This window comes from Pseudoalteromonas luteoviolacea CPMOR-1, assembly GCF_001625685.1.
In the GTDB taxonomy this organism is placed as follows: Bacteria; Pseudomonadota; Gammaproteobacteria; order Enterobacterales; family Alteromonadaceae; genus Pseudoalteromonas; species Pseudoalteromonas luteoviolacea_K.
Genome location: NZ_AUYC01000033.1, coordinates 1 through 23,723, shown reverse-complemented (window position 1 = coordinate 23,723; position 23,723 = coordinate 1). Strand labels below are relative to the sequence as shown.

Genomic DNA, 23,723 nt, shown 5'->3' with positions numbered 1-23,723 from the left:
TTTGCTAAGGATATTACGAATAATATGACTCTTGATAGTAGCAAGTATCCATTATTGGCATTAGTTGATCAGCCTCAGCAGCTTAGGCAGTTGCCGCAGCAGAAGTTGAACGATTTTAGTGCTGAGCTAAGAAACTATTTATTAGATTCTGTCTCTCAAAGCAGTGGTCACTTAGCGTCAGGTTTAGGCACCGTTGAGCTTACTGTCGCACTTCATTACGTATATAACACCCCTATAGATAGACTTGTTTGGGATGTTGGCCACCAAGCTTACCCTCATAAAATACTCACGGGCCGAAAAGAGCAAATGCACACCATTCGTCAAAAAGATGGCTTGCATCCTTTTCCGTTTAGAGAAGAAAGTGAGTATGACACCTTTAGTGTGGGACATTCGAGCACATCAATATCTGCTGCATTAGCTATGGCAATTGCCGCCGAAAAAGAAGGGAAAAATCGCAAAACTGTGGCCGTGATTGGTGATGGTGCGATGACCGCAGGTATGGCTTTCGAAGCGATGAACCATGCCGGTGACGTCAAATCAGATATGCTGGTTATCTTAAACGACAATGAAATGTCTATTTCAGAAAATGTCGGCGCACTAAACAATCATTTTGCTCGCATTCTTTCTGGTAGTTTTTATACCAATATTCGTGAAGGTGGTAAAAAGCTACTCTCAGGTGTACCACCTGTAAAAGAGCTTGCCAGTAAAGTAGAAGAGCATCTCAAAGGTATGGTGATCCCTGGGACCTTTTTTGAAGAGCTTGGCTTTAATTATATCGGCCCCATTGATGGTCATGATGTCGATATGTTAGTGGATACACTGCGCAATATGCGTAACTTAAAAGGCCCGCAACTTCTGCATGTCAAAACTCAAAAGGGCAAAGGTTATCAACCAGCAGAAGCAGATCCCATCGGTTATCACGGCGTTCCTAAGTTTGACCCCAGTATTCACAAGCTACCAAAAAGTAAGCCAAGCGCCCCTACTTTCTCAAAAGTATTTGGTGATTGGCTATGCGATATGGCAGAACAAGATCCTAAGCTAATGGCCATTACACCAGCGATGCGAGAAGGCTCTGGCATGGTGCGCTTTTCTAAGGAACATCCGAGCCAGTATTTTGATGTTGCTATCGCAGAACAGCATGCAGTGACGTTAGGGGCTGGTTTTGCGTGTGAAGGCCTAAACCCTGTGGTTGCGATTTATTCAAGCTTTTTGCAACGCGCTTATGACCAATTAATTCACGATGTCGCAATCCAGAACTTACCTGTACTATTTGCCATTGATAGGGCTGGGATCGTCGGAGCGGATGGAGAAACCCACCAAGGTGCTTATGATTTAAGCTTTATGCGCTGTATTCCGAACTTAGTGATTATGGCACCGAGCGACCTCAATGAATGTCGCCAAATGCTGTACACTGGTCACACACTAAATCAACCTGCGGCAGTGCGTTATCCACGCGGCTCTGCTGGAAGTGTTGAACCTGCTGCTGAAATGACGCAGTTACCGATTGGTAAAGCAAATACGCTGCGTGAAGGAAATAAACTTGCCATATTAAACTTTGGCACGTTATTAGATAACGCACGCAGTGTCGCTGAGAAATTAGATGCCACACTGGTCGATATGCGCTTTGTGAAACCACTCGACGAGTCTTTATTGACGACGCTTGCACAGACGCACACTCACTTTGTGACATTAGAAGACAACGCAATTGCTGGTGGTGCGGGTAGTGCCGTCAGTGAATATTTTGCCCAGCAAAATATTGCCCGTCCTGTGAAACATTTAGGTATTCCAGATGAATTTATCAAGCATGGAACACAAGATCAGATGCACGCAGAAATGGGATTAGACAGCGATGGAATTCTAGCAGCTGCAAGCAGCTGGATGACAAGCTAAATCTACCAGCGTGGTTGTCAAAGCAACCACGCTTATAACCCTACAATACGGTTCAGGAATTACAACCCCCAATACTTCTACCTTAGATTTAGCACCCCCAATTAATGCTTAATTAGCAACAGTCTTATTTGCGCGCAGCAATAAGTATCCGCTCCCTTTATACGTTCACTCATAAATGCCACTTATTTTATAACGCTCCTTCTAAAAACACCTGAAAAATTAAAATAATCATTAAAAAGTCAAATATAATCATAACGATAGAGACAAGCAACCTCTCTATTCATGCTTAAATGAATTTCTTGATTTACCTTCGATAAGTAAAAGTTGCAAGAAATTATGAGGAATTTAATACTCAGCGTGCTGTGAAAATAGGAGTAACTTTTTACCCTATGAAACATTTCATATTGTTGAATAAACAATAGACAGTATTAATTTTATGTGATAAAAGTTTGTGAAAATTACATTATATATACGAGCTTAGTATTGTGATTGTCCACACTCGGCAGTGTATCAATGAAGATTTAATCAATACATGTAGATTATCTAACAGCGCAGCATATGTTGGCTGAATAACAAACAATTAGGGCACAACATTAAATTGTTACTAAATAAATACGATAGATAACCAATCATACATGTTATACAGGGTCGTCTTTTTAAAGTGTTGTAAATATGTAACGGAATAGATGTTAAAAGGAACAGGAAATGGTAGATTTTTTTGCAAGGTATATCACAGGTGATGATCTGAGAGCATTGCGTAAGAAAAAAGGGGTAACAACCGCAATCATGGCAAAACACTTGGGTGTTTGTCGTAAAACATATGAAAATTGGGAACGGGATGTAGGCCAACCTAAGTTAAATCAATTTTTTGCGATTTGCGCTTTCTGTTCTATTGATTTGAGCGAGCTAATAACCAAAATAAGAGGCCACCAAAGCTCTTAATCAAAAGCATCATCACACTCTGACAATAGGTTTACTTCAATTCGTGAACCTATGTCAGACGCTTTTCCCAGTACTCTGATCCCATTAGAAATTTGAAAATTACAGAAACTTGCCTTGACTCGCTTCATCTGCCCGCTGTTTTTACACTTGTGGCTAATGTTGATAAAGTTTCATGTTTATAAACTCTCATTAAAACATAACTTTATGTTTATTTAATAAACAGGTTTATTCCCACATCTTGCATTATTTCTCTATTTCTTATCAATATAAATTCGACACAACATGATAAGGATAATTACTATGTTCAAACACACAACCGCCTACATACTGACTGTGATCAGTTTCATGCTCATAAGTATGAGTAGCAGTGCCGATGAATATGCTGTCGGTGTCACGTATTTTACAGCGACCGATTACAGCCGTACCGAGCACCTCACCCCCAACCACGCTGATTATCGAGAGATATTAATCAAGATTTGGTACCCAACAACCATGCCCTCCCCCTCTGCAAGCTACCTTCACTTTCACACAGAGCAATTCCCCTACTCCACTGCAATGCCCACAGACAATGACATTCAGCTTCACCAGTATTTAAAAACATTGCCCTTCGAATTAAGTAAAAACGCGCCTTTGGCGCAAAGCTCATCGCCTTTCCCCGTTGTCATGTACTCACATGGTTACCAATCAACGGTAGAGGATAAAGAAATCCTTATGATAGCACTGGCAAAAAAAGGCTATATCGCAGTCAGCGTGGGCCATCCACATCATGCACAGTTTGTTACCTTGAGCGATGGGCAAAGTGCCACTTATGATCAAGATGCGCGCGCCAATGACTTTTATATCAGTGAATTAGCTGATGTTAATTTTGAGGAACTGGTTGCGGAACTTGATTCTTTGGCTGGCGTAGATCTCAATGATGAGCAAGTAGAACGTGTATATCAGTTAATGAGTTGGACTGAAGGCGACCGCAAAGGTTTAGATTTGTGGGTCGCGGACATGCATTTCGCATTGGATCAACTTACACGCCTTCAATATGGACAATACTGGGGCATGCACTACGCCGGTGAGCATCTAAAAACATTTAAAGGTCAGTTGGACCTATCTCAATTAGCAGCCATTGGACTCTCTTTTGGTGGCCCAACCGTCGCGGCTTTTTGCCATCAGGTATATCAATGTAAAGGGGCAATCAACTTCGATGGGTTACATTTTAATTTGTCCCCCACCATGCCATCATTAAAGCCTTATTTAATGATGCATTCCGAGTTACCACTCAATGGCGATTACAGCGTCGTATTCAACCAACAAATTGCCGATACATATATGCTTCAAATTGACGGTGCGCTTCACTGGGACTTTTCAGACTACCCTTATGTTTTTCCATTTGACCGTAATAGGCCTTACCTAGGCAGTATAGACCCATATCTTGTCACTGATATTGTCAACTCAATCAGTTTGAAGTTTATCGATGCCTACCTTAAAAAGACCGCCACTAAAACAGAACTGACCGAGTTGTTAGAAAGCTATGCGCCCGTGCGATTTAAGAGCAAGCTAGATAACTAACTTATAACGTAACACATTCCCCATTATTTCTTTGCAGCCCCTTATACTTAAGGGGGCTTACTCATGACATTTATACGGGCTAATTTTTGGCATTTTTACTGTTCCAGACGATACTTAAAACCTAAACATACGCCACATAATAGGCCGAATTATGCCAAGCCAAGCAAAAGACATGGAAGAAATGCTGTTTTTTAGCCAAATGCTCAATGAATGCTCTCCCCTTGAACTACTAAAGCAAGTTCTAATGCATTCCCACCATGCCATCGTCATCACTGATGCAGATGCCAGTGCAGGCTACCGGATCATCTACGCCAATCCTGTATTTTGCCGCCATACAGGTTATGAGTTAGCAGAGCTTGTTGGCATGTCACCACGCATATTACAGGGGCCGAAAAGCAACAAACGCATTATTGAAAAATTAACGCCCGCGTTAAAAGAGCATGGCTTTTTTTACGGTGCATCAATTAACTACCGTAAAGATGGCAGCATGTACCCAGTTGAGTGGAATATCTCTGAAATTAAAAACGAGCAAGGTGAAGTCACCCACTATATGTCGATGCAAAAAGACCTCAGTAATTTTCACCGCCTTGCCAAACAAGTTAAAAAAAGCAATGAAAACTTTAAGGATTTTTATCTATCAACTACTCAAAAAGATAAATCACATGAAAACAAAGCGGTGCTTGATTCACTTAAAGACAACCAGAAAATCTATGCGGGTGGCTTGAGAAATGATGAAAATGCCGATTTATTTGAAGATGCTTTTTTTGATTTCTCACCCGATGAAATGGGGGCTTTAGGAAATAAAGTCGATAAAGGTGAGCTCAGCGCCGACGATTTTTGGCAAGAAAATCCGATTGATGATGAAGACATATCCTCATTAGTTGAATCGATTCAAGAAGTGGATGTTGAACTTGGGCTATTACAATCACAAGGACAAAGTAGAGAGCGTCTTGAAAACATCGCCAACGGCTTTAAGGAAGTTGCCAACAATCTCTATTTTTGTGTTGAGTTCAACGACGGCGCCTTGATCATCGATGAAGTCGCCAATGTATTAAAGGAATTAGAAGAGAGTTACGAATTCCCAGTTGATATGCTCGTGACGTTTAATAAGGAAGTATACGAGTGGTTAGACGGTGCCGTCATCACTAAAAATGCAGGCAACATATTTGAAGGCGAAAACAATACCATCGCCGCAGGCAATCAGTTGCTGTTTTTTTTAAAGTAAAACAAAAGGGCTGAATAGACTATGTCAGCCCACGCAAAATAACTCATCAATTGTCATTTTGATGATGTTTTCTCGCCATCAGCTTACGTTTTCTCTTGGCAATTTTGCTACGCTGTTCATCAGTGAGAATATGATGGATGGCATGTCGTGCTTCCAACATTGTTAGCATAAAGGCTTGTTTTTTAGGTGATCGTTCTTCTAACAAAAGCTGTGCTTGCGTTTTATCGAATGTATCCGCTTCAATGATTGCCTTAAATGCCTCTCGAGGTTTAGCAGGATACGCCTCTTTTAAATCCTCTAACTGCGCTTTATAAGTGGCAAACACGGCTTTGAGTTCTGTTTGCTGCGTTTGTGTCAATTCAAGATGACGAATCGCCTTGTCTGACAATAACCGCTTTTCTATATGAGCAAATGGTTTCATGTGATGACGCTTTGCTTTTTGCTCATGTGCTGTTGCTTCACTGGCGAATGTCGTGTGTGGGATCACTCCAACACTGATACAACTTACTAGTAAAAAACTGGCTAATTTATTCATCAAGGTATCTCCGGTTGATTGTATTAATGCGAAAAGTCGCTCTTACTCCTTTTAACTGAGCGCGCCTTGTATTCATGTCAGAGTGAACTTTAGCAAGCCTAAAGAAAAGCAACGTCAAGCTAACGTAAAGTTTTGTCAAAAGTGATTACAACGCATCTCAGAACTCTATTTTCCGCAAAAATGTGCAAATATTATTGAAATGATGAAAACGCATTGAGATCCACGCCAACCATGAATTGAACGTCTTTTAGCGTAAAGAAGTGTAAATTCAATTCGAAGCCTCTTATAGTTAAGTACAATAACCTCACGAGATAGTTGAAAAAGAAGCCACTATGAGCACGTCAATTCTCATCATCGACGATGATCGGTCACTTTGCGAATTACTGACAGAATACCTAGAAGCAGAACAATTTGATGTCGAATGCAAACATGACGGTGAACAAGGCTTACATAGCGCACTCACAAATGAATATGGCGTTATCTTGCTAGACGTGATGATGCCTCAAAAAGATGGCTTTGAAGTATTAAAGTCATTGCGGCTTGAAAAGATGACCCCAGTGATAATGTTGACTGCGAAAGGGGATGACTTTGACAGAATATTTGGACTAGAACTCGGCGCTGATGACTATATTCCCAAGCCGTTCAATCACCGAGAATTACTCGCACGGATCAAGGCTATCACGCGCAGAGTCGCCCATTTGACCCAACACAATACGCCTCTGAGCATTGAGTTCCATGGTCTAGTATTGGATATAGCATCGAGAAGTGCCAGTCTACATAATCATACAATCCCGTTAACAGGCACAGAGTATGAAGTGTTGTATCAACTGATGAAGTCAGCGGGCGAAATCGTCAGTAAACAAACCCTATGCCAAAGTGTGTTAGGGCGCCCTCTAGTCGCTTATGATCGTTCCGTTGATATGCATGTCAGTAATGTCAGAAAAAAATTGGCGCAACACAGTGAGCACACGTTTATCAAGACATTGCGAGGATCAGGATATATTTTCCTAACAGCTTAATATGAAGAAGTTTTTAGCAATCAAAGTCTTTTTTTGGTTCTGGTTAACCGTCTTGTGCACTTTATCTCTTTTGATCAGCGTGAGCTTATTGCAGCCTGATACATTGGCAACGAAAGACATCTCTCCGCCGATGCTCAAAAACTTATTTCATTTGCAAAGATCAATTGAACGCCATGCAGAGCGCTTACCTGACAAATCCATTGAACACATTATTTCAAATCGTAGACATGGCAAACGCGCCAAGGTCTATCTCAAGCATATCGAATCTGAAAAAAGCTTAGTCAGTCACCCAGATCTCTATGACTATGATTTGGCGCTTTTAAATTTTGCCTTGGACGGCGAACCTAAAGCCATCAATACTGACAAATTTCGCGCATATGGCCCGTTAAAAATACATATGCGCGGCGACGACTTCCAATTGTTTATGATTTTAGACAACCGTGAAGGCGACCTCTTCCTTAAAGTCAGACTGATGCCACAGTGGTTAAAACTTGCCATCATTTTATTTGCCAGTATGTGCCTAAGTTACTGGTTTGCTAGAGGGCTTCTTAAGCCCATTAAACAGCTACAAACTGCGGCAGCAAAGCTTGCCCATGGAGAACTCAATACACGGGCTAACGTAGATATCCACCGCCAAGACGAGTTGGGACAATTAGGAAAAGATTTTGATTCTATGGCCTCACAATTAGAGTCCCAAGTACTTAGCCAAAAACGCCTAATTGCCGATATCTCTCATGAGTTGCGATCTCCCCTTACCCGTTTACAGATGGCCACAGGCATCGCATCTAGCAAAGCCAGTGGTGATTTAGATAGTTACTTACAGAGGATCGAAAAAGAGTCTCAGCTACTTGAACATATGCTCAGTGATATTTTACAACTCTCCAAGCTAGAGTCTGGTATCAATCACCTCGCGCCACACCCTATATCGATTATTGACTTGCTTGCACCTGTAATCAATGATGCCGAATTTGAAAGCCAACAGCTAAAAAAGACCTTAAGTACCAATGAATTGCCAGATGCCATTATTGATGGAGATGAGATCCTACTCAGCAGAGCTATCGAAAACATTATTCGAAATGCACTCAAGTACGCCAAAAGCCAAGTCAGAGTCACGAGTCTCATAGCAGAGCACGCACTTGTACTCACAGTATCCGATGATGGTCCTGGTGTCAGTGATGACATGCTCGATAAGCTGTGTATTCCATTTTATCGCGCCTCGCAATCAAGGACACCGCAAAATAACAGTGCTGGCGGGTTTGGCCTCGGCTTGGCGATTGCACAACACGCGATAAAAGTGCATCATGGTCACATCGAATTTAAAAATCAGCAAGGTCTTCATGTGACCTTAACGATCCCACTACAGCAACCTTAATGTTTTATAGTCACAGTGCATCCCTTAGTGATAACCAGCCAGAAATAGAGCAACATTGGCAAGCAGGTACGAAAGGCCATATCAGCACACAACTCGGTAACGTATTTTATTTTCGCCATATCCCAACATACGCCAAATATACATTGGTACTGGTGAACGGTCGGATAGAAAGCGCTTATAAATATAAAGAACTACTTTGGGAGTTGGCTAAAAATAATATTGGTGTTGTGACCTTTGATCACCCAGGACAAGGCTATTCTGATCGCCTCTTGGCAAATCATCAAATAGGACACATTGACCACTTTGCGCAATATCGTGAAATATTGAGTCTCATTATTGCAGAGCAAGTTACTCCACACACTAAAAACTGGCTGTTTCTAGCGCACTCTATGGGCGGTGCCATCGTACATAATTACCTTGCGCATACGCCAGAAACAAGCGCCAGAGGGGCATTCCTCAGTGCACCAATGTTTGAAATCAACACATCTCCTTACCCAACTTGGTTCGCAAAGTGGGTTGCAAAAGCAGCTTGTACACTGGGTAAAGCCACACGTTTTGCCATTGGTCAACAACCCTATCAGCCAAAACCATTTGCAGATAATGAACTCACAGGGTGTAGCACTCGATATCACGCATTTAGAGAATTGTACGCACAGCACACAGAACTACAACTCGGCGGTGTGAGCTTTGGCTGGTTAAATGCGGCGCTCAGTGAAACCACCAACAAGCATCCACTGCAAAGTGCTGTTCCAATCAGTATCGCCAGTGCTAGGCATGATAGTATCGTCAATAGCCCAGCACACTTTGCCTTCGCCTCGCAATATTCACTGTGTACTGTAAAAAGCTACCCTGGGAAACACGAACTGCTCTGTGAAGTAGATGCCATTAGACGAGCAGTGCTTATGCAGTGCTACGAATTTGCAGACTCGGTGACACTCAACGAAACCGGATCTTGATGCACAAGCACATCGATTTCTCCTTCACTATTCGCTTGGATCCGCGCAACCACTTCATCCGCAATTTGATGTGCCTCCATCAAGGGCATATCGTCATCAAGCTCTAGGTGAAGTTGCACAAACTTAATTTTACCGCCTTGGCGCGTTCTTAAGTTATGCACACCATATACGGCTGCATGTGAGGTAGCAATGGCAACAATTTCGGCTTTTTCTTCTTCTGGTAACTCTTTATCCATTAAGTGATCCGCACTTTCTCGAGCAATTCCCCAACAATTATAAAGTAGGTAAAATGCAACCCCGATAGCAAATACAGGATCAGCCCAACTAATATTGTAGTGACTCAACATCATAGCGATAAGTACCGCAAGGTTAAGCAAGATATCGCCTTTGTAATGCATAGAATCTGCTTTAATTGCCAAAGACTGTGTGCGCTTTACCACTTGATGTTGAACTGCAACCACAAGTAAAGTGCAAATAATGGCAAATACACTCACCCAAACACCCAGCAAACCTTGATTGATTTCAACTGGGTTAAACAAGCGTTCAATACCATGAAAAGCCAATAAACACGCCGAACCAGAAATAAACGCAGCTTGGCCAAGACCTGCCAGAGCCTCCGCTTTTCCATGACCAAACCTATGGTCATCATCAGCAGGGCGAAGCGCATAACTTAGAACAAAAAAGCTCATGAGCGAGGCGGTCACATCTAACATTGAATCGGTTAATGATCCCAGCATCGCTGCACTGCCTGATGAGAGCCAAGCCCACGCCTTCGCGGCAATCATCACACCAGCCATAATAATGGTAAAAATACTTGAAAAACGAACTAATGCGTCATAATTTCGCGCCACACTTCCCCCTCAATAACGCCGGCGACCACCCTCTCATCATACGATAGATCAGCTAACAGATATAAACTTTGTGGCAAAAACAAATAGCTACCATATTAAAGTATCAACCCATTTGTCTGTCTAGCAGACATAGACCCTTTTAACATAGACTGTTTTGTTGGATGAGAATTAATAAAAATCCCACCAGTACTTATAACCTCTCTATATTGTCTAGTTGCACAACGCCCAATAAGCTATACTGCGCTCAAATTGAGTTAGAGGTTAATCATGTTAGACATCGTTTTATATCAACCTGAGATCCCACCAAACACGGGCAACATCATTCGCTTATGTGCCAATACTGGCTATTCGTTACACTTAATTGAGCCGTTGGGATTTGACTGGGATGACAAACGTGTAAGGCGCGCAGGGCTGGATTACCATGAATTCAGTGAAGTAAAGCGCTACCCATCTTACGAAGCGTATTTAGAACAGCGCAAGCCTAAACGTGTATTTGCGTGCACAACCAAAGGTAAAGCTTATCACCACGCACCAAAATACCAAGCCGGTGATACATTGTTATTTGGACCTGAAACTCGTGGCTTGCCAGAAGAAATTATTTTTTCTCTACCAGAAGAGCAAAGACTAAGAATTCCAATGAAACCAGATAGTCGCAGCATGAATTTATCTAACGCGGTATCAGTATTCGTTTATGAGTCTTGGCGTCAGTTTGATTTTGATGGCGCGATATAAAAGCCCAAATTAAAATTAAGCTGATCATAAGTTACAAAATCAAAAAAGCCGCTATTAAGCGGCTTTTTACTCTAGATTATTCGCTAGATATGAAGAGTTATAGCTTGTCTTCTACCTCTGCAAGGCCTTTATCTTCGCCTTCCTCATCTTTAATAGTTGCTTGAAGTAATAACATTTCACGTAACTTGCCTTCAATCTCATCAGCAATTGCCACGTTTTCTTTCAAGAACTTGATTGAGTTAGCTTTACCTTGGCCAATCTTATTGCCATTGTAGCTGAACCAAGCGCCCGCTTTGTCCACTAGTTTGTGTTTAACACCTAAGTCAATTAGTTCACCCTGCTTAGACGAGCCTTCACCATACATGATGATGAATTCCGCTTGCTTAAATGGAGGCGCAACCTTGTTTTTAACAACTTTAACGCGTGTTTCGTTACCCACAACCTCGTCACCCTCTTTCACAGAGCCGATGCGACGGATATCTAAACGTACTGAAGAATAAAACTTAAGTGCGTTACCACCCGTAGTTGTTTCTGGGTTACCAAACATCACACCAATCTTCATACGAATTTGGTTAATGAAGATACACAGCGTGTTTGAACGCTTGATGTTACCAGTTAACTTACGTAGTGCTTGTGACATCAAACGAGCCTGAAGACCAACGTGAGAATCACCCATGTCACCTTCGATTTCTGCTTTAGGTGTCAAAGCAGCTACCGAGTCAACAACAACAACGTCTACAGCACCTGAACGTACTAGCATGTCACAGATCTCTAGCGCCTGCTCACCCGTGTCAGGTTGAGATACCAATAAGTCATCCACATTTACACCGAGCTTTTCAGCATAGACAGGGTCAAGTGCGTGCTCTGCATCTACGAATGCACAGGTTTTACCCATTTTTTGTGCTTGCGCGATAGTTTGTAACGTCAGTGTTGTTTTACCTGATGATTCAGGTCCATAAATTTCTACGATACGACCAGTTGGCAGACCACCGATACCCAAAGCAATATCCAGCCCCAATGAACCAGTTGATACTGACTCGATATCTAAAGCTTGGCTATCACCCAGCTTCATGATTGATCCTTTACCAAATTGACGCTCAATTTGCGACAATGCAGCATCTAATGCTTTTTGTTTGTTATCGTTCATCTGTTTCTCCAATCTAGCGTAATGCGAACAAGTATACTGTATAGAATTACAGTATCAAGAGCCTTTTACTGTTTTATTAAAGAAATTATTTTTTCCAAAATAAATTCAATAGCTTGCAATCTAACTTCCGCTCGCCCTTCAGGAAATACTTGCACAAATGTCTGTGTATTCCCCTGTATATCTATTGCAAACCATACAGTACCCACAGGTTTTTCTTTACTGCCGCCACTTGGCCCAGCAATGCCAGATACCGATATCGCAATATCTGCTTTACCCGCAGCTCTTGCGCCTGCGGCCATCTCAATGACTGTCTGCTCACTGACTGCGCCATATTGAGCAAGCGTTTGCTCTGATACGCCCAGTAATTCATGCTTCGCCTCATTGCTGTATGTGACAAAGCAGCGATCGATATAGGCAGAGCTTCCGGGCGTATCTGTGAGCGCATAACTAATTCCACCACCAGTACAAGATTCAGCGGTAGTGATCACGAAGCTTTTATTCGTTAGAATAGCGCCCAATTGTGCCGCTAGTGCGGCGATTTTAGTGTGTATTTCCATACAAAAAACCTTAGGTAGAAGCATGTCATTAGATCTTTATTCTGAACATACTATAAAGCAACAAACACCTATGATGCAGCAGTATCTTAGGATCAAAGCCCAACATCAAGAGATCCTGCTATTCTACCGTATGGGTGATTTTTACGAATTATTTTTCGATGATGCCATTCGCGCCGCGCAGCTACTCGATATTTCACAAACACATCGCGGCAAAGCAGGTGGTAACCCCATTCCAATGGCGGGTGTACCCTATCACGCAGTAGAGAATTACTTGGCAAGATTGGTGCAAATGGGTGAGTCAGTTGCGATTTGTGAGCAAGTGGGTGACCCTGCAACCAGTAAAGGCCCAGTTGAGCGTAAAGTTGTACGTATTGTCACACCGGGTACCGTCACTGATGAAGCTCTACTGCAAGAGCGTCAAGATAACTTGCTTGCTGCAGTATGGCAAGACAAAAGCAAGTATGGCGTCGCCTATTTAGATATCAACTCTGGGCGCTTTAATATTGTAGAGCTAGTAACAGACGAAGCGCTGATGTCAACGTTACAGCGCTTACAGCCAGCTGAATTACTTTACCCTGAGTCATTTCAAAATTTAATCGTACTTGAGCAAGTCAAAGGCTGTCGCCGTCGTCCAGATTGGGAGTTTGACTTAGACACAGCAAAACACCTACTTTGCCAACAATTTGGTACCAAAGACTTGATTGGGTTTGGTGTTGAAAGTGCCTCTACCGGATTGGTTGCAGCAGGATGTGTCATGCAATATGTCAAGGATACCCAACGTACAGCACTGCCGCATATCAGAGCCATTACCTTAGAAAAAAATGAACACGCTGTGATTTTAGATGCGGCAACGCGAAAAAACCTTGAACTCACAGTCAATTTATCAGGCTCTATCGATAACACCCTAGCACAGGTACTCGATAAAACAGCGACGCCTATGGGGTCACGTTTACTTAAGCGCCGGATCCATACCCCAGTCCGTGACCGAGCGGAACTTAATGCCCGTCTAAACGCCATCTCAAGCATACTCGATATGCATTTAGGCATTGAACTGTATGATGCCCTGCGTCAAATTGGTGATATTGAGCGTGTCGTCGCTAGGCTTGCGCTGTGCAACGCAAGACCACGTGATTTAACGCGTCTTCGCAGTGCATTACAAGCCCTGCCACCACTGCACCAATTGTTAAATGAGAGTGATGATGCGCGCATTCAACAGATCAAAGCGCAATCTCCTGAGCTACCTCATTTACAAGATTTACTCGAGCGCGCAATCATTGATAACCCGCCAGTGTTGATAAGAGATGGTGGCGTGATTGCCACAGGTTACAATGCGGAATTAGATGAATGGCGTGCACTCAGTGAGGGGGCAACCGACGTCTTAGAACAACTAGAAGAGCGCGAACGCGAGCGTACTGGGATCAGTACCTTAAAAATTGGATACAATAAGGTACATGGTTTCTATATTGAAATTAGCAAAGGCAACGCCCACCTTGCACCACCTGAGTATATTAGACGTCAAACTCTAAAAAATAACGAGCGCTACATTATCCCTGAGCTAAAAGAGCACGAAGATAAAGTACTCGGAAGCCAGTCCAAAGCACTGGCGCTTGAAAAGCAGCTGTATGAGCAATTATTTGAATTAATTGCCCCTTATCTTGAGCAGTTACAAACAATGGCTGCGGCACTGGCAGACTTGGATGTATTGAATACATTAGCTGAGCGTGCACAGACACTGGATTACTGTAAACCTGAATTGACCTCAAGCGACGAAATCAATATTCAAGCAGGTCGTCACCCAGTGGTTGAACAAGTCAGTAGTGAACCCTTTATCGCAAATCCTGTTCGCCTAAGTAATGACAGAAAAATGTTGCTGATCACAGGTCCAAATATGGGCGGTAAATCAACTTATATGCGCCAAACCGCATTGATTGTGTTAATGGCTCATATTGGTAGTTTTGTACCTGCAAGCCACGCGCAAATTGGTCAAATTGATAGGATCTTTACTCGTATTGGTGCAAGTGATGATCTTGCCTCAGGGCGTTCAACCTTCATGGTTGAAATGACTGAAACCGCTACCATTCTCAACAACGCAACCGAGCAATCTTTGGTATTAATGGATGAGATTGGCCGAGGCACCAGTACATACGATGGCCTATCACTGGCATATGCCACAGCTGACTACCTTGCAAATAAAATCTCTGCCAAGACATTATTTGCAACCCATTACTTTGAGCTTACTGAGCTAGCTGAGCAGCAATCTGGTCTTGTTAATGTGCATCTAGATGCGGTTGAGCATAATGACACCATAGCATTCAAACATACCGTACTCGATGGCGCGGCCAGTAAAAGCTTTGGTTTACAAGTAGCAGGCCTTGCCGGTGTGCCAAAAGCCGTTATCAAGTTAGCCAAACAAAAACTCACACTCCTTGAGCAACATCAAAGTGTCGTGGATGGTGTTCAGCCGACGGCAATACCTCAACAACAAAGTTTAGTACTCAATACTGAACCTTCTGATGTAGAGCAGCTTCTAGAGTCTATTGACCCAGATGAGCTGACACCAAAGCAAGCGCATGCTTTGCTTTATCAGCTAAAAGACAAGCTATAAAAAAAGGGCTGCATCATTGCAGCCCTTTTTCTTACATTGGATAGAACGTTAAAGTGTATGGTTATATTGCAAACCAAATACTGAGGCATGGCCTTTTGACTTAAAGCCCCATTCGCTACCGAAGTTATCTTTTTCAATAAAGCGCTGCGTTTTACCTCGAATGATGCTCACACCAACATCTAAACTTGAATTTGCCGTTAACTGGTATTCTGCACCAAATGAGTACCAAATGCGGTCTGTATCAGGGATAGAGATAGACATATGGTTTTCATCTGCTGGTGACTCGTCATACGCAAAACCGGCACGTAACTTAATCGCTTCGTTCCACTGGTGATCAGCGCCAATTGAGTAACGTAACGAGTTACTGAAGTTTTCGTCCTTTGTGAACACAGTGCCAACATTTTCAACATTGGCCGCTAGTGTTTGGAAGCTATTCCAACCAGTCCATAAAATGCTGTAATGTAACGCAGTTTGTTTGTCTAACTTATGAGAGCCAGATACTTCAGCAATTGCGGGTAATGTAATTGCAACGCTACCAGGTAAAGCCTGCCCACCAGTACCATTGAAAGGCGCAACAGCTGGTAGCTGGTTACTGAAAGTGCCTTTAAATGTAATATCTGTTTCACTGCGGTAGTGAAAACCAAAACGATTGTCTTCGTCAATATTAAACACAGCGCCAACGTTCCAGCCAAAGCCAGTATCGTCACCTTCCAAATTCACAACCTCGGTTTCATTGGGTACATCAAATGTATTTACACCAAGGTTTCTAAGGATTTTCGCGTCAGCGTAGACATGGTTCAGTCCCATTGCAATGCTCCACTGCGCATTGACTTGATAAGACGCTGCAATACCGGTATTGATAGTCACTATTTCCGTTTCACCCGCAATTTGGCCTGCAACATAGTCATCTGAAAACTCTGTTGCCAAGCCAAATTGAGAGTACATACCACCGCCAACAGACCACTTGTCATTGATATTAGTCGTGATAAACGCGCTTGGGACAACCGCACTTGGCGCAATGCTGCTGTTATCCAACGCAGATGCTGGCACACCATTATTCGTACTTGTGCCCTGTAAACTCACATCCGGTTTAACATACATCGCGGAAATACTTATTTGCGTGCCATCTAATTTATTCATCAATGCTGGATTGCGAGAAACCACTGATGCGTCGTCTGCGACACTGACCTCACCCGCGTATGCTCTACCTAAGCCTGATACATTTTGCTCAGCTAACTGAAATGCAGCGGCTAAACTATGCGTTGATGTGATCATTGCACCTGCACCTATCAGTGCAACCATAATTCTGTTCATTCTTGCCTCTTAATTTCTAACTGCAATAAAATTAATGGCTCGACACACTACAGAAATCTGAATTAAAAATCTTCAACTTTGACACTTTTAGCTCACCAATTGCGTAAAATAACAGCTTTTAATTACTTTTAGTGACAAGTCAGACCAGAAATCAAACAACTTGACCCATAATTATAAATGAGACTAATTCTCAATATCATTGAACCAAGTGAGAGTTTCACATATACTCTTTGCCATTCAAGTGAGGAGAATAATCATGATGGTGTTGTTGATTATGGCAGCGCTGCTGTTTTCAGGCGTCAGCGTGTACTGCCTTTGTAAAGCAAATTACTGTGCCTGCCAGCGTGCAGGACAATGTGACAATCCAGTCAATCACTATTGGCTAGGTGCAATTATCGCAGCCTTGTTTGCTCTCGCTTGTTGCTGCTTTGCATTACATAGCGAAAGAGGCACCTTACTTTGGATTGTATTGATGTCGAGCTGCCTTGCAGGCGCGCTACTCTCAGCCAAAGTACAAAAACTAAAGCGTTGCAAGCAAGCTAAACAAGCAAGTTCTCTTGCAACAGACGGGATAAATTGATCTGGTAATCGATTGGTCTCACATTCGACACAATTTTAATGTCGCTTGTGGCGCTCAGATCCACATCTTTCAGTGTGATTTGATGCATGTGTTTCACATTATAAAAAACACGCACAATTGGAGAGGTCGGTGAGCCTTCATTACCCGCCATCACGAGTCCCAAACGATCATTGGTCAGCTTTACTAATGTACCAACGGGATGTATCCCAATACACTTGATAAACTTTTGCACCAATACCGCATCAAATTGGTCTTTGTTAGATAATAAAAAGCGCAGTGCATGCACAGGCTCTATCGCTTTCATACCAGGCTGATCCGATGTTAGCGTTGCGTAGGTATCAACAATGGCCATAACACGTGCAGCTTTGCTAAGTTTATCTTCAGTAAGACCTCGAGGGAAACCACTGCCATCAAGGCGCTCATGATGATTAACAATCATGTCTATCATCAAAGGCGTTATTCCTTTTTCTTCTTTAACCATAGCAACCGAGTATGCAACATGTCTTTGCATGTGACGCGTCTCATTATCACTCAGTGGCGTGGCTTTTTCTTGAATACTCTGTGGGACCTTGCTCCTGCCAATATCGTGCAGCATGGCAGCCATGGCCATTTGCTCTACCACATGAGGTTTCAAGCCAAGGTACTTGGCAAAGATGGTCATCAAAATAGTGCAGTTGATCATATGCCGCCAACTAAATCCGCGCTTGTCTTTAAGACGGGTAAGAATAGCCATGACGTTACTATTTTGCGTTACAGAGGAGACAATCTCTTTACTGACGTCATTCACTAAATGCATTTGCAGCGCTTCTCCCCCCAAAATATTGCCATAGATCAGCTGCAACCGCTTATTTTGCATTTCAAATTGATTTAACGCTGCTGAAAACAGTTCTGCGGTGGGCAGAGCATTACCACCGGAGCTGGTGAGAAGCGCTTGGGTTTCTGCATCTTCTTCAATATCCGATACAGTATCAGCTTTTATCTCATCCCTTGCCTGTGATGGCTTTAAAGGTGTATTTGCAGCGTCAGTCTTGATATAACGCTCAGGCACAGGCACCTGGCTTTGCCTAATGTCTATATTGAGCTCAAGTACACCATCGGCCTCCAGCTGAGTAATAATCGCCGAATTACGCACCATCCCTCGTGACTTTAATTTAATATCTGCATCAGATTTTAATTTATGAACACTGTCCACAAACATACCTGGTACAAGTTCACTAATGGGAATTGTTGCGTGCATGGTTCCTAGGAGAAGCTTTTTTAATCAAACGCAATAATATGCATAGTTACGACAAAATTGTCTACTATAAGATCAAAATACAAGAATAAAGGATTAGAAAAATCGATAGAGAGAAGTCCATTTCTTTCTCAAAGGTTGCTACCTGGCTCAATTAGTCCTGAAAGTAGGTACCCCAACCATCATATTCAACGCCTGTTTGCTCTGCAATGGCAACTAGCTTAGTAACGTCTTCCAGAATAACTTCGGCGTTTAATTCAGCTTCAACAACAATATCAAAGCCCCATATTTTACCACCGTCTTCCAGCTCTAATTCAGCTGGTTCTTCTACATCATAACCCAGTTTAAACGCAGCTAACGCGGCTTCTTCAAGCTTATCAAAGTTTTCACATACAAAGTGATGTTCAACTTCATAAAGCTTTTCTGGATTAGAGCCATCTTCAAGAAGCGACTCAACAATGTCTTCACTGATCTCTTGCCAATTTTCCATCAGCTTTTCTCACCTTTATCTAATTGTGCGATTTTATCGGCCATCTTAGCATGAATGCGCACTGCATGCTCTCTTGCCGAGCAATCCTCTGATAACTTTATCGGTGCCAACATCGAAATATAAACTTTGCCATTATTCCAGCGATTTAGCTTAATTTTATCTTTCGTTGAACTCATGCAAACTGGAATAATTGGCACTTGAGCATTTTTAGCTGCGTGAAAAGCACCTGTTTTAAATGGTAATAAACCTCGACCATAGCTGCGCGTCCCTTCAGGAAACATCCACAGTGACAAGCCTTTTTGCTTGATCTTCTCCACGGCTTTATCCAACGTACCCACAGCTTTAGAGCGATTTGCTCTGTCAATTAAGATATTACCTGATAGCCAGTAAAGCTGGCCAAAAAATGGGATCCATTTAAGACTTTTTTTACCCATACTCACTGTGTTTTGCGGTACTACCGCTGGCAAGGTAAATAAGTCATAGTTATTCTGGTGGTTAGCAACGTACAGGGCAGGGCCAACCTCAGCCACTTCCGGTGCTCTTTCTATCACTAACTCAACCCCGATTACCTTGGCCATAGAGCCAAACCAAGAGGCGATAACATGCACATTGTTGCGATGGAAAGGTCTTACAATACACAGTGCCAATCCAAAAATACAACTTAAAATAATAAATATGGCCATGGCCAAAATTCGTAATAAAGCTAACAAACTCAGCGCTCCTAAAACTTGATCGATGCATTATAATCAAATAAGCGTACACTTGTAAGCTCAATTTTTTATGACACAAAAAAATACCGCCCCATAAATGGAGCGGTATTTAAAAAACTTGAATGCGTTAACGCTTAGCTCATCGCTGCTTGCAGCTTCTTCATGGCCGACTTCTCAAGCTGGCGTACTCGCTCTGCGGATACGCTGTATTTGTCAGCTAAGTCTTGTAGAGTTGCCTTGTCTTCAGCTAACCACCTTGCTGCAACAATATCTTGAGAACGCTCATCTAGCGTCTTCATTGCCGCCAACAAACGATTCTGTGCCTGCTGTTGATATTGCTCTTCTTCAATCACTTCAGCAATATCACTGTTAGAGTCAGCTAAATATTGTACAGGCGAGAAGTTACTGCTTTGACTACCTTCATCTTCATCAGCACCCAAATCAAAGCCCATGTCTTGACCGCTCATGCGCGATTCCATTTCACGAACTTCTTTTTCGCTCACACCCAACTCAGAAGCAACCGTGCTCACCTCTTCTTGATTAAACCAGCCTAGGCGCTTTTTATTCTTACGCAGGTTAAAAAATAGTTTACGCTGTGCTTTGGTAGTCGCTACTTTAACAATGCGCCAGTTTTTAAGCACATATTCATGAATTTCAGCTTTAATCCAGTGTACTGCAAAAGAAACCAATCGTACGCCCACAGTTGGGTTGAAGCGCTTGACCGCTTTCATTAAGCCAATATTACCTTCTTGGATAAGATCTGCTTGCGGCAAGCCATAGCCTGAGTAACTTTTAGCAATGTGTGCTACAAACCTGAGGTGAGACATAATGAGCTGCTTAGCGGCATCTAGATCGCCATTTTCATGAAGACGAGTTGCAAGCTTATGTTCCTTTTCAGCGTCCAGCATAGGAATAGTGCTCACAGCTTGTAAATACCCTTCGATACTCGCGCTTTGCTGTCCAACTGTTAATGCCATTGCATATGTGTCTTTACTCATTTTTCACCTCAGTGATAAATTCTTTCGTTTATTTTAGCACTCTAACCCTCAGAGTGCTAACTGCAATCTACTACTTTTCTAGCCTAAAAATCAAGCTTTTTATTATTAACAATAAATGAACAAATAAGATATTGATTTTAAAGGGATTTATCAACTGTAAAATTTAACAGGTTTAAGCAGATGAGAAAAAGCAAGCAGACTGATGACAACACAGTCTGCTAAAAATGAAAATCAAACCTTCTCAGGCTCAATTTCACGAATGTATTTTTGTACAGAAAGGTAAGAGCCTATAAAGCCCAAAGAGATCGCTAACAAGAGTAAGGAAAACAGCTCAGACAGATTTAAACCTTCTAATACAAAGTTACTCTGATATACGCCCACAACCAGCGATACAGCAGATTCCAGCCACCAAAGCATCAGTACAACACATATAAATGCAACTAAACCACCGACAATGCCATACCAAATCCCAGTCCATAGGAAAGGAGTGTGAATAAAAGTATTGGTCGCGCCGACGAGCTTCAGTACTTGTATCTCTTCTTTTTTATCCATGATAGACAAGCGAATGGTGTTACCAATGATCAAAACAACCGCACTGAGTAGTAGCAAACCAACGGTAAATACACTTTCTTTCAACAGACCTAATAGCGCATTCAAACGCTCAAGCCACTCAATATCCAACTTTCCAAATTCGACCTCTCGCTCCCCTTGTAGCTTTTCAAGCAGTATTTGTGCACTTTCCGCACCTCGATGGCGTTTGGTTGGTGTGACCAAAACCACACTTGGTAACGGGTTTTCTTCTAAATAATCCAGTGCTTGCCCAAAGCCAGAGATTTGCTTGAATTCTGTTAGCGCCTCAGAGCGAGAAATAAAGCTGACAGAATCCACTTCTGGATAGAGTGCTAATCTTTTAACCAGTGTTTGTGTCTCTTGCTCAGTGATCTCTTCTTTAACGAATAATGAAATCTCCGCCGCTTCTTGAAAGCCACTACTGACTTTTTGTACGTTCTTAACGACCACATATAATGTGGTTGGTAACGTCAAGCTCAAACCGAGTACCAATATTGTCATAATAGAGGCCATTGGAGTGCGCCACATTTCACCTAAACTATGAACACCGTGACGAAAAATCGTCAAAACAAAAAAGTACAACTTTAAAAACAGCGATTTATCCTGACTATTAACCTGATTGCCGCGCCCTTTAAATAGCAAACTCATAACGAATCTCCTATAAAATCGCCTTTTAAAGGATCAACAGCCAAAGGGTCTTGTAACATACGTCCGTGGTCCAACGTCAAACTACGATACTTCATGCGAGCAATGAGTCCCAAATCATGGGTCGCAATTAAGACCGAAGTACCATGACGGTTGAAGTCTTCAAATAGGGTTAAGATTTCCATAGATAATTCTGGGTCTAGGTTACCAGTCGGCTCATCGGCGAGCAAAAGAGGAGGTGAATTAACAATGGCTCTCGCAATGCCTACTCGCTGTTGCTCACCACCAGATAATGTGCTCGGTTGACATTTTACTTTATCTAACAGGCCAACTTTATCCAGTGCAGCATGCACCCGCTTAGTAATATGTTTACGATGCGTCCCCTCAATGACGAGCGGCAAAGCAACGTTATCAAAGATGTTATAACGCTCGAGCAAGCGATGATTCTGAAATATAATCCCAATATCTCGGCGAACAAAAGGCACTTGGCGGTTAGAGATGCTATTTAAGTCAACATCATTTATCGACACTCTCCCAGCTGAGGGTCGCTCCATTAAACTAATCAGCTTTAGTAACGTGCTTTTCCCCGCACCACTGTGGCCAGTCAAAAACGCCAGTTCTCCTTTACCAAGCTCAAAGCTCACTTTCTCGAGCGCTCTGTGACCTCCAGGGTAAGTTTTGCTTACTTGTTCGAATTTAATCATATACGACCTACAAAATGCGTATGCTCTGTCCTTATAGAGAAAAAGCGCCTCGATTAATCGGGCGCTTTTTTGCTTTTAACTTTTCTGTTCTTCATCTTGGCTAAATAGCGCCTCGATAAAGTCATCGCTCTTAAACGTTCTCAAGTCATCGATACCTTCACCCACACCTATATAGCGAATTGGAATTTTAAATTGATCAGCAACGGCGAAAATGACGCCACCTTTTGCAGTACCATCTAATTTAGTTAGCGTGATACCCGTTAAACCAACTGCTTGGTCAAATAGTTTAACCTGACTAATGGCATTTTGCCCCGTACCCGCATCAATCGTCAACATCACCTCGTGTGGTGCGTCTGGATCAAGCTTTTTCATTACTCGAGCAATTTTTTCAAGCTCTTGCATTAAGTTATCTTTGTTTTGCAAGCGACCCGCCGTATCAGCGATCAACACGTCCACATTACGTGCTTGCGCAGCCTGAAATGCATCAAATACAACTGACGCACTGTCCGCACCGGTATGCTGCGCAACAACAGGGATCTCATTTCGCTCGCCCCAAACTTGCAACTGCTCAACTGCTGCAGCTCGGAAAGTATCACCCGCCGCAAGCATCACAGATTTACCTTGTGACTGGAACTGTTTGGCCATTTTACCGATTGTGGTCGTTTTACCTACGCCATTAACACCAACCATTAGGATCACATATGGCTTTTTACCTGTATTGATCTCAAGCGGCTGCTCGGCATCTTTTAAGATCTCAGCCATTTCGCTTTTCATCAATTCATACAGTGCATCACCATCTTTCAGCTGCTTCCGGTCAGCGGCATCCGTCAGGTTATCAATCAGCTTCATGGTGGTTTCAACACCTAGATCAGCGGTCAATAACTGAGTCTCAAGCTCTTCAAATAAGTCATCGTCAATTTTCTTCCCACGAAAAATAGACGCAAAGCCTGAGCCGATGTTTTCTTTCGTTTTAAGAAGCCCTTGCTTTAAGCGTGCAAAAAAGCCCTTTTTCTTTGGTTTCTCGGCTTCAGCTTGCTCTTTGGCTAAACGTTCTGCTTCTTCACGCTCTGCTTGCTCTTTAGCTAGG

Annotated in this window: 22 protein-coding genes; 10 read left to right on the top strand and 12 right to left on the bottom strand. The window is 42.6% G+C overall.

Annotated features, from left to right (window positions below):
- The first annotated feature begins 24 nt into the window (after positions 1-24).
- The 4 genes from dxs (at position 25) to N473_RS14135 (ending at position 5,617) form a co-directional block, all read left to right on the top strand.
- On the top strand, positions 25-1,890 hold the full coding sequence (dxs, locus tag N473_RS14150; RefSeq protein WP_063368483.1) for a 1-deoxy-D-xylulose-5-phosphate synthase: 1,866 nt from the start codon (positions 25-27) through the stop codon (positions 1,888-1,890).
- Positions 1,891-2,595: 705 nt separating this feature from the next.
- Positions 2,596-2,832 (top strand): helix-turn-helix transcriptional regulator, encoded by a 237-nt coding sequence (locus tag N473_RS14145; RefSeq protein WP_039608355.1) that lies wholly within the window; start codon positions 2,596-2,598, stop codon positions 2,830-2,832.
- 300 nt (positions 2,833-3,132) lie between these two features.
- Positions 3,133-4,392 carry a hypothetical protein gene (locus tag N473_RS14140; RefSeq protein WP_063368482.1) on the top strand — a complete coding sequence of 420 codons (1,260 nt, stop codon included), beginning with the start codon at positions 3,133-3,135 and terminating at the stop codon, positions 4,390-4,392.
- Positions 4,393-4,543: 151 nt separating this feature from the next.
- Positions 4,544-5,617: a PAS domain-containing protein gene (locus N473_RS14135; RefSeq protein WP_063368481.1), complete on the top strand. Its 1,074-nt coding sequence runs from the start codon at positions 4,544-4,546 to the stop codon at positions 5,615-5,617.
- A 46-nt stretch (positions 5,618-5,663) separates the two neighbouring features.
- Here the strand turns inward: N473_RS14135 and N473_RS14130 are convergent, their stop codons facing one another.
- Positions 5,664-6,152: a Spy/CpxP family protein refolding chaperone gene (locus N473_RS14130; RefSeq protein ID WP_063368480.1), complete on the bottom strand. Its 489-nt coding sequence runs from the start codon at positions 6,150-6,152 to the stop codon at positions 5,664-5,666.
- Between the two features lie 332 nt (positions 6,153-6,484).
- Between N473_RS14130 and N473_RS14125 the strand changes: the two genes are divergently transcribed.
- The 3 genes from N473_RS14125 to N473_RS14115 are packed head-to-tail and all read left to right on the top strand — an operon-like array spanning position 6,485 to position 9,499.
- Complete coding sequence (locus N473_RS14125) at positions 6,485-7,171, top strand: response regulator (protein WP_063368479.1); 687 nt, start codon at positions 6,485-6,487, stop codon at positions 7,169-7,171.
- A gap of 1 nt (position 7,172) precedes the next feature.
- The gene (locus N473_RS14120) at positions 7,173-8,543 is read left to right on the top strand and encodes an ATP-binding protein (RefSeq protein ID WP_063368478.1); all 1,371 of its coding nucleotides are present in this window, start codon (positions 7,173-7,175) and stop codon (positions 8,541-8,543) included.
- The gene (locus tag N473_RS14115) at positions 8,543-9,499 is read left to right on the top strand and encodes an alpha/beta fold hydrolase (RefSeq protein WP_063368477.1); all 957 of its coding nucleotides are present in this window, start codon (positions 8,543-8,545) and stop codon (positions 9,497-9,499) included. The genes N473_RS14120 and N473_RS14115 overlap by 1 nt, the downstream gene beginning before the upstream one ends.
- Here the strand turns inward: N473_RS14115 and N473_RS14110 are convergent.
- A complete protein-coding gene (locus N473_RS14110) occupies positions 9,454-10,350 on the bottom strand; it encodes a cation diffusion facilitator family transporter (protein WP_269202347.1) in 897 nt (298 codons plus the stop codon). The genes N473_RS14115 and N473_RS14110 overlap by 46 nt on opposite strands.
- A 267-nt stretch (positions 10,351-10,617) precedes the next feature.
- On the opposite strand from N473_RS14110, the gene trmL reads away from it, so the two are divergent.
- The gene (gene trmL / locus N473_RS14105; protein ID WP_063368476.1) at positions 10,618-11,082 is read left to right on the top strand and encodes a tRNA (uridine(34)/cytosine(34)/5-carboxymethylaminomethyluridine(34)-2'-O)-methyltransferase TrmL; all 465 of its coding nucleotides are present in this window, start codon (positions 10,618-10,620) and stop codon (positions 11,080-11,082) included.
- 97 nt (positions 11,083-11,179) lie between these two features.
- On the opposite strand, the gene recA is transcribed toward trmL, so the two are convergent.
- Both recA and N473_RS14095 read right to left on the bottom strand, forming a co-directional pair.
- The gene (recA, locus tag N473_RS14100) at positions 11,180-12,229 is read right to left on the bottom strand and encodes a recombinase RecA (protein ID WP_039608348.1); all 1,050 of its coding nucleotides are present in this window, start codon (positions 12,227-12,229) and stop codon (positions 11,180-11,182) included.
- 65 nt (positions 12,230-12,294) lie between these two features.
- Positions 12,295-12,786 (bottom strand): CinA family protein, encoded by a 492-nt coding sequence (locus tag N473_RS14095; protein WP_063368475.1) that lies wholly within the window; start codon positions 12,784-12,786, stop codon positions 12,295-12,297.
- A gap of 22 nt (positions 12,787-12,808) precedes the next feature.
- Between N473_RS14095 and mutS the strand changes: the two genes are divergently transcribed.
- Positions 12,809-15,391, top strand: coding sequence for a DNA mismatch repair protein MutS (gene mutS, locus N473_RS14090; protein WP_063368474.1), 2,583 nt, complete (start codon positions 12,809-12,811; stop codon positions 15,389-15,391).
- A gap of 48 nt (positions 15,392-15,439) precedes the next feature.
- On the opposite strand, the gene N473_RS14085 is transcribed toward mutS, so the two are convergent.
- Positions 15,440-16,705 (bottom strand): outer membrane protein transport protein, encoded by a 1,266-nt coding sequence (locus tag N473_RS14085; RefSeq protein ID WP_063368473.1) that lies wholly within the window; start codon positions 16,703-16,705, stop codon positions 15,440-15,442.
- Between the two features lie 256 nt (positions 16,706-16,961).
- On the opposite strand from N473_RS14085, the gene N473_RS14080 reads away from it, so the two are divergent.
- Positions 16,962-17,285 carry a hypothetical protein gene (locus N473_RS14080; protein ID WP_063363164.1) on the top strand — a complete coding sequence of 108 codons (324 nt, stop codon included), beginning with the start codon at positions 16,962-16,964 and terminating at the stop codon, positions 17,283-17,285.
- On the opposite strand, the gene N473_RS14075 is transcribed toward N473_RS14080, so the two are convergent.
- The 7 genes from N473_RS14075 to ftsY all read right to left on the bottom strand — a co-directional run.
- Positions 17,245-18,522, bottom strand: coding sequence for an HD-GYP domain-containing protein (locus N473_RS14075; protein ID WP_063368472.1), 1,278 nt, complete (start codon positions 18,520-18,522; stop codon positions 17,245-17,247). The two genes, N473_RS14080 and N473_RS14075, sit on opposite strands and share 41 nt — an antisense overlap.
- Positions 18,523-18,673: 151 nt before the next feature.
- Positions 18,674-19,009, bottom strand: coding sequence for a ribonuclease E inhibitor RraB (rraB, locus tag N473_RS14070; RefSeq protein WP_039608342.1), 336 nt, complete (start codon positions 19,007-19,009; stop codon positions 18,674-18,676).
- Complete coding sequence (locus N473_RS14065; protein ID WP_063368471.1) at positions 19,009-19,719, bottom strand: 1-acylglycerol-3-phosphate O-acyltransferase; 711 nt, start codon at positions 19,717-19,719, stop codon at positions 19,009-19,011. Before N473_RS14065 ends, rraB begins: the two co-directional genes overlap by 1 nt.
- A 134-nt stretch (positions 19,720-19,853) precedes the next feature.
- A complete protein-coding gene (gene rpoH / locus N473_RS14060) occupies positions 19,854-20,717 on the bottom strand; it encodes an RNA polymerase sigma factor RpoH (protein ID WP_063368470.1) in 864 nt (287 codons plus the stop codon).
- A gap of 231 nt (positions 20,718-20,948) precedes the next feature.
- Positions 20,949-21,935, bottom strand: a complete 987-nt coding sequence (ftsX, locus tag N473_RS14055) for a permease-like cell division protein FtsX (protein ID WP_063368469.1) — start codon at positions 21,933-21,935, stop codon at positions 20,949-20,951.
- A complete protein-coding gene (gene ftsE, locus N473_RS14050) occupies positions 21,932-22,636 on the bottom strand; it encodes a cell division ATP-binding protein FtsE (RefSeq protein ID WP_039608338.1) in 705 nt (234 codons plus the stop codon). The genes ftsX and ftsE overlap by 4 nt, the downstream gene beginning before the upstream one ends.
- 75 nt (positions 22,637-22,711) lie before the next feature.
- A partial coding sequence (gene ftsY / locus N473_RS14045) for a signal recognition particle-docking protein FtsY (protein WP_063368468.1) occupies positions 22,712-23,723 on the bottom strand: 1,012 nt, incomplete at its 5' end.